Origin of the sequence: Anabaena sp. PCC 7108 (assembly GCF_000332135.1) — a bacterium.
GTDB lineage: Bacteria > Cyanobacteriota > Cyanobacteriia > Cyanobacteriales > Nostocaceae > Anabaena.
The window spans coordinates 3,984,909-3,999,653 of record NZ_KB235896.1 but is presented as its reverse complement, the minus strand read 5'-3'; the positions used below and the strand labels follow the sequence as shown (position 1 = coordinate 3,999,653).

5 protein-coding genes are annotated in these 14,745 nt (G+C 37.8%); 1 reads left to right on the top strand and 4 read right to left on the bottom strand.

Features of this window, described 5'->3' with window-relative positions; all coding sequences use genetic code 11:
* Window positions 1-113 precede the first annotated feature (113 nt).
* On the top strand, window positions 114-4,982 hold the full coding sequence (locus ANA7108_RS0118800) for a caspase family protein (protein WP_016952361.1): 4,869 nt from the start codon (window positions 114-116) through the stop codon (window positions 4,980-4,982).
* Between the two features lie 10 nt (window positions 4,983-4,992).
* On the opposite strand, the gene ANA7108_RS0118795 is transcribed toward ANA7108_RS0118800, so the two are convergent.
* From ANA7108_RS0118795 to ANA7108_RS0118780, 4 genes are all read right to left on the bottom strand, one after another.
* On the bottom strand, window positions 4,993-8,691 hold the full coding sequence (locus ANA7108_RS0118795; protein ID WP_016952360.1) for a hybrid sensor histidine kinase/response regulator: 3,699 nt from the start codon (window positions 8,689-8,691) through the stop codon (window positions 4,993-4,995).
* 172 nt (window positions 8,692-8,863) lie between these two features.
* Entirely contained in the window at window positions 8,864-13,255 is a 4,392-nt protein-coding gene (locus ANA7108_RS0118790; RefSeq protein ID WP_016952359.1) for a GAF domain-containing protein, read from the bottom strand.
* 111 nt (window positions 13,256-13,366) lie between these two features.
* Window positions 13,367-13,840 carry a chemotaxis protein CheW gene (locus tag ANA7108_RS0118785; RefSeq protein ID WP_016952358.1) on the bottom strand — a complete coding sequence of 158 codons (474 nt, stop codon included), beginning with the start codon at window positions 13,838-13,840 and terminating at the stop codon, window positions 13,367-13,369.
* A gap of 108 nt (window positions 13,841-13,948) precedes the next feature.
* The gene (locus ANA7108_RS0118780; protein ID WP_016952357.1) at window positions 13,949-14,314 is read right to left on the bottom strand and encodes a response regulator transcription factor; all 366 of its coding nucleotides are present in this window, start codon (window positions 14,312-14,314) and stop codon (window positions 13,949-13,951) included.
* Window positions 14,315-14,745 lie beyond the last annotated feature (431 nt).

Here is a 14,745-nt window from a genome sequence, read left to right as displayed (position 1 = left end):
AAACAGCTAAGTAAGCACCACAATTACTGAATTACTCTTTCCGGAAAATTGAGTTGAAATTTAATAATATCTAAGTAATAATTTTGGTATCAGCAATTGTAAGAGTTTGTGCTATGAGCCGTGATGCATTGGTAGTCGGTATTAATAGCTATGATCACTTGCCTCCATTAACAGCACCTGCAAAGGATGCGGAGGCGATCGCAAAACTGTTAGAAAATTACGGAGAATTTAAAGTAACGCGGCTACCTGCTGTCAAAGATAGGCAAAATAACACTATTTGCATAGGTCAGAAAACTAGTGTGACTGTGACTCAGCTAGAAGAGTCAATAGTGCAACTTTTTAAACCAAAAGGTAAGCCACCAGAAACAGGTTTACTGTACTTTTCCGGACATGGGCTGCTTAAAGACCGAGGTGTTCAGGAAGGATTTTTGGCAGCAACCGATATTAACCCAAAAGACGGCAAGTGGGGATTATCTCTGAAATGGTTGCGGCAACTGCTACAAGAAAGTGATGTGTCCCAGGTGATTATCATTTTAGATTGCTGCCATAGCGGAGAATTACTAAATTTTGATGAGGCAGACCCAGGCAATAGAGGTAAAAAAGGAGATAGATGTTTTATTGCGGCTTGTCGTGATTTCGAGAAAGCCTATGAAGAAATTGATAGTACACACAGTGTACTGACTAAAGTACTGCTAAAAGGATTGGAACCTAGCCAAAAAGGGTGGGTTACTAACCTCGATTTGGCAGCTTTTATGAATCGGAAAGACCACCCCTTTCCGCAGGTTTCGGTTTGTGAGAACTCAGGTCAGAAAATCAACCTTACTTGCAGCTTGGCAGCACCTATAAAAGAAGTTGCTGCTAAATCAGAAAACCCTATTTGCCCTTACAAGGGTTTGGCTTACTTTGACTTTAATGATGAAGATCCGAAATATTTCCATGGTCGATTGAAACTGACAGATGATTTGTTGCAAAAAGTAAAATCTGGGAATTTTTTAGCTGTGCTAGGAGCTTCCGGAAGTGGTAAGTCTAGTGTTATTAGAGCGGGTTTACTTTATCAATTAAAGTTAGGACACAGATTGTCGGGTAGCGATACTTGGCAAATATCTATATTTAGACCAAGTGAGCATCCATTTCAGCGTTTAGTGGAGGCACTTGTACAGCCTGGGTTATCAACAGCTGATCATGCTATCGAACTAGGCAAAATAAAGAAGTTGATTGGGGAAGATCCTGTTGAGGGATTGGTGAATCTGATTACGGCTAATAAAGCCGAGTGTGTGGTGCTGGTGGTAGATCAGTTTGAAGAAGTTTTTACGCTGTGCCGGAACAGTAGAGAACGACAGCGATTTTTTGATTGTTTGTTAGGTGCTTTAAAGCGAACAGATAATAAGTACCGTCTAGTAATATCTATGCGGGCAGATTTTCTTGGCAAGTGTGCTGAATACAGTGATTTAGCTCAAAAAATTCAGGATCATCAAGTCATTATTTGTCCGATGGAAGAGAATGAGTTAAAAGAAGCTATCACAGAACCTGCTAGAAAAGTTGGACTAGAAATTGAATTAGAACTAGTTAATCAAATGATTGCTGAGGTTATGGAGTCTAAAGGAAGGTTACTTCCTATGTTGCAATATACTCTCCGGACACTATGTGAGCCGATACATTGCGGGCGCTGTGCGAGCGATCTCTTAACACTACAAACCTACACTAAATTAGGTGGTATCCGAGGAGCCTTACCAAAACGAGCTGATGCAATTTACAACGAATTCTCACCTGTAGAACAAAAAGTAGCCCGGAAAATCTTTTTAGAACTCACCCAGCTTGGAGAAGGCACTGAGGATACCCGCCGACAAGTACCAAAGCAAGATTTGTTGAATTCCCATTCTAACCCCGAAGTTGTCGAGCAAATTATCCAGAAACTCGCCCAAGAGGAAGCTAGGTTACTGGTTACAGATAAACCCAAAGACTCTTCCACTGGATTGGAAGTTGTAGACGTTGCTCACGAAGCACTAATTCGCCATTGGGATCGTTTGAGCGACTGGTTAAATAAGAGTCGAGATGATATCCGCAGAGAGCGAAAAATTGAGGCTGATGCTAAAGAATGGTTAGCGAACGATCGGGCGGAGGAATACTTGCTAAGAGGTCGAAAACTAAGGGAAGCAGAAGTCTTTCTCGAAGATATTCAAAAAGACCCTGATAAAGTTTTCTTTGACAAAGATGCAAAGCAATTTGTTCAACAAAGTATTCAAAGAGAAAAAGAAGAACAAGAAAAAGAACAAAGAATTGAACAAGAGCGCATTCAAAGAAAGAAAGAAGAACAAGAAAGAAAACAAAGAGAAATTCAACAACAACTCCAAAGAAAACAAGAAGAACTTAAAAAACAAAAGCAGCGTCTTTTAAGGAATAGAATTGTACTTGGCTTAACAGTACCTGTTTTATTTGGGGTATTGGCTTGGATATGGAACAATAGCCAAAACGCTGGAATTGTCAGGTTATCTCAAAACTCAAATCGCCTTTCTGACTCTAATAAAGAAGCTGATGCCCTAGTTGAAAGTCTAAAATCAGCCAAAGCCCTGAAAGCTTCACTTGTTGTCATCAGTCCCAATACCCGAATTCAAGTGATAGCTGCTTTAGGACGAGCAATTTATGATTTAAAAGAAATGAATAGTCTTGAAGGACACAGAAGCGCAATCAAAAATGTTGGCTTTAGCCCAGATAGAAAGACCCTCGCCTCGGTAGATGATGATGGTGTGATCAAGCTCTGGAACTCAGATGGAACATTGCGGCAAACAATTCACGGACATAGCCGTTATGTTAACGGTATTAGCTTCAGTCCCGATGGCAAAATGTTTGCTTCTGCAAGTGGTGATGGTACTGTTAAGCTGTGGAACTTAGCGGATAGCAAACTTATCCAAACGTTTTTAGGACATAGCAGAGCAGTTAATAAAATTATTTTCAGTACTGATGGAAAGAACTTAGTATCAGCAAGTGATGATGGTTCAATTAAGGTTTGGTCGTTGGATGGTTCATTACTTAGAACTATCAAAGTAGGCTCATCAGTTAAAGATATTACTTTCAGTCCTGATGGCAAATTTTTAGCTTCCTCAGAAACAAACGGTGGTCGTGACAAGTTAAAAGATGGTACTATTGATAATTCAAAGGACGGTATCATTAAGTTGTGGAATTGGAATTCAGCAGACGAAAAGCCAATCAAAACTATTCCTACTAAACAGTGTAATAATACCAAATGCACTATTTGGGCTGTAAGATTTAGCCCTGATGGAAAATTTTTAGCCACTGCTAGTGAAAACCGTACAATTAAGCTTTGGAAGTCAGACGGAACTTATGTTGGGTATATTGATGGACCTGACAAAGATGATAGTGGACATAACGATCAGATCCTGAGCTTAAGCTTTAGTCCTAATATAAGCGCATCTGGTGAATATTTGTTAGCCTCTGCAAGTCGGGATCAAAGTGTCAGAGTTTGGTCTGTTAGGTCAGACTACGATATCAATCCACCCATAAAAGAAGAATTAAAGCCAAAAGTATTAGAATTAGCAGGACACGAAGATAAGGTTTCAGCCGTAGAATTTACCCCTGACGGTAAGATATTAGCCTCTGTAAGCAACGATAAAACTGTTAAGTTTTGGAATATTGATAGCAGGCTCCAAGAACTCAAACATGAAAAAGAAAAAGCCAAGAGTGTCAGCTTTAGTCCTGATGGCAAAACAATCGCTTCATCTGGTCAGTCTGAAACTAACAGCGAGGGTATTATTCATCTTTGGAATTGGAATGAAAATAGAAAAAGCTGGGAGGAAAAATCTAAAATTCCCGCACATAAAAGATTAATTTGGCAAGTTAGTTTTAGTCCTGATGGTGAAAAATTAGCATCTGCTAGTTGGGACGGAACTATCAATCTTTGGAGTAAACAAGGTGAACTTCTTGCTTCCTCGGCAAATATAGGCAAGTCTTTTTATAGCGTTAGTTTTAGCCCTGATGGAAAATTGTTAGCTTCAGGTGATGCTGACAAGAATGTCATCATTTGGGAATATGAAGGAAATTCATTGACTCAAAAGCAAGTCCTTCCAAATCATACAAATGATGTTCGCAGTGTGAGTTTCAGTCCTGATGGAAAATGGTTAGCTTCTGCTGACTTAGATAACGTAATTAAACTTTGGCGGCGAGAAGGTAATTCTTGGAAGTTAATAAGAGATTTAGAAGGACATCGAAACTCCATTAAAAGAGTTATTTTTAGCCCGGATGGTCAACTCTTAGCCTCTGCAAGTGATGATCGTACAGTAAAATTGTGGGATATAAACGGAAAATTAATCAACACACTCTATGGTCATACAGGCAAAGTCACTGATATTGATTTCAGACCTGATAGTCAAGTTCTTGCTTCTGTGGGTGCTGATAAAAAGGTAATTTTATGGGGTAGAAATGGTAACTTATTACATACTATTAACAAGCATGATGGTGTGATATCTAGTGTACAATTCAGTCCTGATGGTCAAACTCTAGCTTCTGCCGGGGATGACCATCGAGTGATTCTTTGGAATTTGAATCTTGAGCAATTATTAGAAGAGGGTTGTACTTTATCTAGTGGTTATCTACGCGCAAATCCTTCTAGAACTTCAGAGATTCGCAGTCTCTGTAATATACCAGAAGTTGATCCGAAGTTGCTTGTTGAGCAGGGAAGAGATTTAGCACGTCAAGGAAAGATTGAAAAAGCGATCGCTAAGTTTAACGAAGCTCAAGAACGAGGTCAGACTTTAGGTTTTAAACCAAAGGAAGAAGCAGAAAATTTATTTAAGGCTTCCCGGCAATTAAAAGAAGGACTAAACGCTGCAATGGATGGAAAAATCGACGAAGCAGCTAAGTTTTTTGAAGAAGCTATTAAGGGAGATTCCGCATTTCATAATTCAGGAATTAAACCCGTTGAAGAAGCAGAACGCTTACATAAGCTATATCCCTCAAAAAGGCAATAAATTGTTATATTTATCTAGCTATTGTCATTGTTACCTGAGTTAAATCTTCCGTACTTTTATTAGCTAAACTATCAACAGTAGAGATAAACTCATGCTCTAAATAAGGCTTAGTTAAATAAGCCGTTGCCCCCAATTCTTGAGCCAACTGACGATGTTTTTCCGAACTACGAGAAGTGAGAACCACAACTGGTTTTTTAGCTAAATCTGGGTTTTGACGGATATGACTTAATAGTTCAAATCCATTCATTCGTGGCATTTCCAAATCAGAGACAATAACTTCAATTTCTGGATGTAAATGCAACTGTTCAAGCGCTTCTACCCCATTTTGTGCTTGTATTACTTGATAACCACATTTTTGCAAAGTCAGAGAAATAGTTTGTCGAACACTAATAGCATCATCTATGACCAAAACTACTTTTGGTAATTTGTTAGTTATTCCTACATGAGAAATTGGTTGAGTTTCTTTACTATTTCTGGAAGTAGATTCAGCCAGTAGAGGTATAGATTCAATAGTATCTTTTGACATTGGCAAGGCTGGTTTTTTAGATACAGGAGTTGTTGGCAGTCTCCTAACATCAAGTGTTGCTTGCATCTCCTGAGAATCGACCAGGAGAGTCCCATCAATTATTAAAATAAGGTTGCCATTAGCTAGGCTACTACAACCATAAATATATTTTGGTGGAATAATAGCATTTCCTAAAGGTCGGATTACCAATTCTTGTTCACCAATTATTTGGTCAACTTCTAAACCCACAATTCCTTGATTTCTCCGCAGTAAAAGCACAGGATTTTTCATTATTTCTGTATCTGGAGTAATGGGTATAGTGTTTAAATAACTGCCAACAAGTGACCCATTATAATACATCAAATTTGATAGTTTCAGGAGACTGACCATAATTTCATCCTCACCTGAATGCCAATGCAAAATTTGTTTGCCTTCAAACTCTTTGATTTGCTGTTCAGAGGGAATTAATATTTTTTCGATACTATCTAGCAGTAAGGCATATACAATACCTCCTGCCTGGACTAACATTAATTTATCTGTGGTCATAGAAAAGGGGATTTTAAGTATGAATGTTGTCCCTTGATGAGGTGATGATTGAACTGAAATCAAGCCATTGAGGGAGTGTAATTGAGTACGGACAATATCTAATCCCATACCACGTCCAGAAATTTCACTTACTCTACCCGCAGTGGAGAATCCAGGTGAAAACATCATTTCTATCAATTCAGATTCAGTCAGATTATGCAAATATCCTTGGTTGTCATAATCACCTGGAACCAGATTAAGTTCTATAGCTCTCTTGCGGATACTTTCTAAATTTAAACCTTGACCATCATCTCGAACTTCGATAACAGTTTGACTTCCCTGATGATAGGCACAAATTTCTATTAAACCTTGTTCATTTTTGCCAAGATCACGGCGAATTTGTGGAGCCTCAATACCATGATCAAAAGCATTACGTACTAGTTGTAACAATGGATCATACAACTTTTCAGCAATGGCTTTATCTATGAGGACTTGTGTGCCAGTAAGTTTTAATTCTACGAGTTTTGCATAAACATTTCCTAACTTATTTACCATTTGAGGAAAGCGATTTAGGATAGTTCCTAAAGGTAACATTCTTGCCTCTACTAAATTATCTATGATGCTGAGAGTTAGATTATGTTTTTTCTCGCTGATTTGAGAAGATTGTTTGATTAGTAGTTCCAGAGATTCAGCCGTTTCTTCTAACTGTAAATTTTCTTCTAATGCTTCATGTAATGTCAGATTAAATTCTGTATAGACATCCATTTCTAGAACATCAAACTGCACAGCAGAGACTTTTTGTGTCTTTTCTACAGAAAAATTATTTCCCTGCAATGGCAAATCGCGCAATTGATTCAAAATTAATTTATGTTTGCTCAATTGCTGACTTAATCTTTCCACCAAGTCTATAATCTGTTCATCATATAAAGTGCGACGTTTTTGGTAAATTAGCAATTCTCCTGCTAAATAATTAAGACGTTGCAGTCCATCTACATCGACTCGCACAAAGGCAGGTTGGCGAGAATTTTTGTTGGCAGAGTTGGGAGATTGATCTCCTATTTGCTTATTAACTTCTATGGTGTTATCAGCAACAATTTCTATGCCCACTTCAGAAAGATTTGTAAATACCTGATCACTGACTACTGAAGATGTAACACTTTCTAAATAATGATCATTTTTAATATCTTCTACTGTCTGGGTGATAATAGCTTCGTTATTAATATCTAAGAGAGTTTCTCCTCCCCATATAGATTCGAGTAGACTATCGTCAGTTGGATGATCTATGAGGGGAAATATTTCTTTAATAACTAGCAATTCTTGTAGCTTAGGGTGATCAAGCCATTTTTTTTCTTGCTCATTTACTGGAGGATAGTTTTTATATTCATTTCCTACTTGCCGAATCTGCTTTTTGAGGTTTTGGATGATAGAGATAACACTATCATTTTTTGCAACTGAATATTCAAATCTGGCTAAGTCAAGGAGAATAATTAAAACTACACCTCGACGATAAAGACAGAGGTTATGGCTATCTTTTTCATCTTCGACAAAGGCTAGAAATTGCTCTAACCAATTTTCAATATAACTGAGTGGATTATTATTGAGACTGATTTGAGGAATCAGCAAATTTAAACTTAGTTTAGCTTCTGGTATGTCGCGCTGGTGATTAAACCAGCCAAAAATATAGCGAATTACTTTTAATGTATATTTGGCATTTGCTGCTTTTAAATTCTCATTATTTTTACCATCAGAGATAATTAAAAATTGGTAGAACTCCGTCGTCAGGCTGAAAAATTGGGTGGCAAAAGATTTGGTTGTGGGTACAATAAAAGACTGGTTTTTCGGAACTCTAACTAATGAACTATTAGCAGGTGTAATAGCTGATTCCTGTTCTGTGGCTTTTGCCAGTGTTTGCAAAGCTAAAGAAGGTGAACCACCAGAAATGCGATCGCCTGCTAAAACTGCTTTTTGTGATTCTTGTAAATCAGCTAAGGCAATTTCAGCAATTTGGTGCGCTTTTTGGGGATTGGCTTCCAAAGCGGACATAATTGTACAAGCAAGTTCTTTTAAACCAGGTAGATTTAACGATTCTGCCAAACCCAGAAATACATCAAGTTGAGAATGTAAAACCTCTGTTAATTCTTCATTATTGAGTGACTGAAGTAGAGCTTCAGAAATACTCTCTAACCGTTGTTTTACTCCTACTTCAAAGATAGATTGAACAATATCAAATCCCAATTCTTCAGAAGTAGGAATATGAGATTCAGCCCCAAAAGCATCACCTAATTTTGTTTGTAGTTGTGCAAATACGGAAGTTGCCCGCTGGAGAAGTTCTTCGCTATTGATATTACTTGCAGTCAGTTCTGCGGTGACAGCTAATTGAAGACATTCGTAACCTTCTAATAAGAGTGTTTGCAATTCAGTATTTATGACTACATCTGGACTATATAGAGCCTTAAATACATCTTCGAGAGAGTGGGCTATCATCTTGATAGTATCTAAGCCAACAGTAGCTGCTCCACCTTTAATTGTGTGAGTTGCTCGCATTAAGTTATGGACTTTAGCAATACTATAACTTTCTGCTAAAGTAAATAAATCCTGTTCAATTGCTTGTAATAGTTCTGGGGTTTCAGCTAGAAAATAAGCATATCCCTGTTCTCGAATTTCCGTGTCTGTAATCATAATCTTTTGTTTTATTTTTTTGTTTTTGGTTGATGTTAATTCATACCAATGTTGGATTTTATATTTTTAACTTTCAATCACTAGTGATTGATAAAATTGGTAGGGCAGGCTGATTACCTGCCGATAACAAGCATATATTGCCTGTTCTACCTCACACTTAGGAAAGTTGGGATTACTTAACTTTGAACTTACTAGCTGTTGTTAATAAATCTTGTGCCATTCCTGATAAATTTTGGAAAACAATGGCAATTTCTTGAGATTCACCAAAGGTCTTATTAGCAATTGAGGCTACATCATTCATTGATGCTGTTACTGTTACAGATTGACTCATTTGTTTTTGAGTTGCTTCAGTAATCCGCTCAATAAGTTGACTAATTTCCGCCGTTGCAGAAACGATGGCGTTCAAGTTTTGACGGGTTTCACTAACTAAGTTTGTTCCTTCTACTACTTGCTGAATACCTGTTTCCATTGCCACAGCAACTTCTCCAGTTTCTGTTTGAATCTCCTGAACTAATTTTTCTATTTCAATGGTTGCTGCTGCTGACTGACGAGACAAGGAACGAACTTCATCTGCTACCACTGCAAAGCCTTTGCCATATTCGCCGGCGCGAGTAGCTTCAATCGCCGCATTTAAAGCCAGTACGTTTGTTTGTGTCGCAAAGTTGCTAATCAAATTCACCACTTTGGAGATTTTTTGTGATGATTCACTGAGGCGTTTAATCTTTTTGCTGGTTTGGGCGACAGTTTCACGAATGGCTTGAATGGCATTTACTGTTTGGTTCATGGCGGTATCACCAGAATCTACAGTTTTGTTGGCTTGTTGTAAGGCTACTTGCACTAATTGCGCGTTTGCTACTACTGCTTGGGTAGAATCTACCATCTGTTGAATATCGCTTAAGGCTTGGGTGATTTCGTCAGACTGTTCTTTGGCTAAATCAGTCAATCCTACTAGTGATGAATTGCTATTGATAGAGGTTTGGGCAACTTGTTGAGAAGCTGCTTGTACCTGAATAACAATTTGCTGTAATGCTTGCAGAGTGCCATTGTAGGCATCGGCAATTGTCCCTAATTCATCTTCTGTAATGGGGGCGCGGACTGTTAAATCACCACTAAGTGCAGGTGCGATCGCTCTGAGCAGTTGAATGGAACGTTGTTGTAGCAATTCTTTAGCGGCTTTTTCTCTCTGGGCTGCTTCTGCTAGTTTGGATGATTGTGCCTGTACTTGTTGTAAGTACTCTGCTTGTTGTAAAGCTATTCCTAACTGATCTCCAATTCTTGTTAATAAGTTAATTTCCGATTCTTCCCATTCACGAGTTCCAGAGTTTTGATAAGCAGCCATTAAGCCCCATAATTTTTCGCCAAATAAGATCGGTGTAATTATGTAAGCTCTAGCTTCATACTTTTCAATTATTTCGATGTAGCAAGGATCAAGAGTGGCTTTATAAATGTCGTTGACAATTAATGTGTCGCCTTTTTGATAGCGACCACCTTCGTTACTTTGTAGGCAAGGGTCGTTTAATACGGTTTTGATACCTGGTCCGACTAGTTTCACCCAACCGCTAACTACAGATTCAGCTACAAATTCACCACCCCAATCAGATGTGAATTGATAGACGGCTGTGCGATCGCATTTTAAAAGTTGGCGAACTTCTTGAGTTGTGGTTTTGAAGATTTCTGCTACTTCTAAGGATTGGCGAATACGGTTGACTATCTTGGTGATGGATTTTTCTTGTTCAGCTATCTGAGCTAGTTTTTCAGATTTGGACTGTACTTGTTCTAGATAATCTATCTGGGATTTTGCTAGACTAATTTGTAAACCAATCTGCTCTAAAAAGCTCACTTCTCTCGGTTGCCATTGACGAGTTCCAGAGTTTTGATAAGCAGCTAGTAATCCCCATAGTTTTTCTCCATAGAAGATAGGAACTATGATGTAAGCTTTGGCTTCAACCTGTTCTAAAATCTCCAGGTGACATTGAGCATGACCTGCTTGATAAATGTCATTAACAACAAAGCTTTCACCTTTGACGTATCTACCTCCTTGGGTTTCTTGCAAGTAGCTATCTTCCCAAACCATTTTAAAGTCGGATGTAGCAACTTTTATCCATCCATTAGCCACAGACTCGGCGACAAATTGCCCACCCCAATTTGGGTTGAAGCAATAAATGGCGACGCGATCGCATCTTAGTGATTGGCGGACTTCTTGAGTAGCTGTTTTGAAGATGTCTTCTAAATCTAAAGATTGACGGATGCGGTTGACTATTTTGTTGACTGTTTTTTCTTGTTCAGCCAGTTGACTTATTTCTTGAGATTGCAACTGCACTTGTTCTATATAATCTACCTGTGATTTAGCTAGGCTAAATTGCAAGCCAATTTGCTGTAAGAAGTTGACTTCTGAAGTTTTCCATTCACGGGGTCCAGAATTTTGATAAACTGCCAGTAATCCCCACAAATCTTCACCCAAGAAGATAGGCACAATTATGTAAGACTTGGCTTCAAACTGTTCTAAAATGGCAATGTGGCAGGGGGCAAGACCGATTGTATAGGTGTCGTTAACTACGAAGGTTTCACCTTTGGCATATCTACCGCCTTTTGTGTCTTGTAAGTAAGTGTCATCTAAGACAGTTTTGATATTTGGCCCGACTAATTTTGTCCAACCAGTAGCTACTGATTCATATACAAATTCACCACCCCAATCAGGGTTAAATTTATAGACTGCAACGCGATCGCACTTTAGGGCTTGGCGGATTTCTTGAGTTGTAGTTTTGAAGATTTCTTCTACATCTAAAGATTGACGAATGCGGTTGACTATCTTGTTGATAGTTTTTTCTTGTTCGGCTATCTGTGCTAGTTCTTCAGTTTTTAAGCGGACTGTTTGCAGATAATCTATTTGGGATTTTGCTAGGTTAAACTGCAAGGCAATTTGAGTCAAAAAGTTGACTTCTGAGATTTGCCATTCCCGAGGTTCAGAATTTTGATAAGCTGCCAACAAACCCCACAATTTCTCTCCAAAGAAGATGGGGACGTTGATATAAGCTTTGGCTTCAAATTGCTCTAATAGTTCCAAGTAGCAGGGGGTAAGATTTTCTTGGTAGATGTCATTTACCCACAAGCTTTCACCTTTTCCAAACCTAGCGCCCTTGGTTTCTTGTAAGAAGGTGTCTTCCACTAGGGTATTAATACTAGAACCTACCAGTTTTACCCATCCAGATCCTACTGATTCAGCGACGAAATTGCCACTCCAGTCTGGGTTGAATTGATATATGGCGATGCGATCGCATTTGAGGGCTTGACGGGCTTCTTGAGTGGTGGTTTTGAAGATTTCTTCTAATTCTGAAGATTGACGAATCCGGTTAACAATCTTAGTTAAAGCTTTTTCTTGTTTGGCAATCTGCGCGAGCTGTTCAGATTGTTTCCGCACTTGTTCTAGATATTCTCCTTGGGAGATAGCCACACCAAATTGTAAACCAATCTGCGTTAAAAAGCTAACTTCCCAGTCTTGCCATTCCCGCGCCCCAGTATTTTGATAAGCTGCCAATAAACCCCACAATTTTTCCCCAGAGAAGATGGGCGCAATGACATAAGCTTTGGTGTCAAACTGCTCTAAAATCTCAACGTGACATTGAGCATGACCTATTTTATAAATGTCATTAACAACAAAGGTTTCTCCATTGGCATATCGACCACCTTTGGTTTCTTGTAAATGGGTATCTTCCCAAACCATTTTATAATCAGGAGTGACGACTTTTGTCCAATTATTGCCTACTGCCTCGGAGACAAATTGGCCACTCCAATCTGGGTTAAATCGATAAACACCAACGCGATCACATTTCAATAATTGACGGACTTCTTGAGTGGTGGTTTGAAAGATTTTATCGACATCTGGCTGTTGTAAAATCTTGCTAATAACTTTTGCTACTGATTGCTTGGCTAAGGTAGACTGCTGTAATTCTTTTTGTAATTTAAAACTCTGCAATCTGTAGGTAATTTCTGTAGCGATTTGAGCTAGTAGTGTGGTTTCTGCCTCTTGCCACTGACGAGATAACCCACAACTATGCACTACCAGTAAACCCCATACTTTAGTACCAACAAAAATTGGCAAACTTAAACTAGCTTTAACTTGAAATTTATCCAGTAGTTGCTTTTGATAAGGAGTAACTTGTATTTGATTAATGTCATCAATTAATATCGGTTCGACATAATCTTGACTGGTATATAAACCAAACAAAATGGCTGGTAAATTTTCGCCTAGAGATGGTGTCCAGCCTGTGGTTCTTGATTCTGCTAAAACGGTTCCAGAATCAGAGTTAGTAAATTGATAAATCAAGACGCGATCGCTACCAATTTTATCTCTGATTTGTGCAGATGTTACTTGCAGCAAAGTTTCCATATCTGGAACTTGACGCATTTGGGTTGTTATATCTTGAAATCGCTGCCGCCAGGCTTTAAATTCTTGAGTAATTGCATTGGATACATTTAAATCCTTATTACCATTTGGTTTGTCTGGTTTTTCTACTTCTGCAAAAATATTTCCTCTATCTTCACTATTTTGATATAAAGTTGTCATTTGAATCTCCTTCAATACTATTAGTAATAAATTGATACTTCTCAAGCTAGAAAATGTTTAATGATTGAAGATGCCAATTACCTGTTTAACCACTATCAACAGGGAAACTATTTAGTTATGACTTCCCCACATGGGCGATTTAAGAATAGCTAAAGCATCTAAATTAAAAATCATCTCCTCTGAACCATTAGTAAAATATCCCTGTAAGAACGGTGATATTGCTGAATGAAATAGATCAGGAGACGGTGTTTTCATTTGCTGGGTATCTAGCGATTCAATATCTGTCAATTGGCGTACCAAAAGACCCAGATATTTACCCTCATTTTCTAACACAACTGCCATCATTTTTGAGAGTAAATTTGAACTTTGTAAAACAGGTGGATAACCTAACATTTCTTCTAAATCAACCAGCCAAAGCATTTCCCCACGCCAACTATAAATACCTAATACACAATTTGGCATTTGTGGAACTCCACATATTTCTGTCATTGATATTCGTAATACTTCGGTGATGTGGTGTAAGGAAATTACTGCTGTATCTCTGACTCCCAAATGAAAACTTAAAAATTTTTCTCTTGTCTCCAAAGTTAATCTTCCTTTGTCTTAAATTATTGGGTTTAACCACTATTGATTAATTAGTGATTAAAACCAAATTATAAATAGTGACTAGTTTTGGTAATCAATGCGTATTTTCTACTTATTGATTAATTTTCTCAGAGTTATTTCTAATTCTTCTCTATCTACTGGTTTTGATAGATAAGCTTTAGCACCTAACATATTCCCCCAAATCTTATCTACTTCACTGTTTTTTGTAGAGCAAAAAACCACTGGTATTTGGCTAGTAATGGGATTATTTTGTAGTTCTCGGCAAATTTCATACCCACTTTTACCGGGTAAAATCACATCCAGTAATATGACATCTGGCTTATTAATGTCAATTTTTTCTTGTGCCTCTTCACTACTTGTCGCACAAACTACAGAATAGCCTGCCTGTTGCAAGTAACGGCTAATAATTTCCATATCAGTCAAGCCATCTTCAACAACTAAAACAGTACTCATGGGAACACCTATTAAATTATGCTTATTATGGAAACAAAAACTCGAATATGCAATCAGACTCATTGAATAAATGCTAGTGCAAAAAGACTGGAGTTAATAAGTAGAAGGCAACAATGTTTACATAACATATTTTGATCTACTTTGAACTATTTAAGTATTTTTACTGAATTCTGATTACCCTCATTTTTATTCTATCTTATCTAAGTCATTGTATATATATTTTCCTAATAAAACCTACGTATTCAATATAAGTTAACATATCTAACTGCTAAATTGAGGTGCTGTTAATAACTAATCAAAAAAGTTTACCCTGAGTTCAAAAACCTAAACTAAATCATTTTTTTTTTGATGATAGCTATACTTTAGTAACAAATAAAGTTACGTAGAACCAAGATTGAAGGAAAACTATTGCCAATGCACACAAATAAACT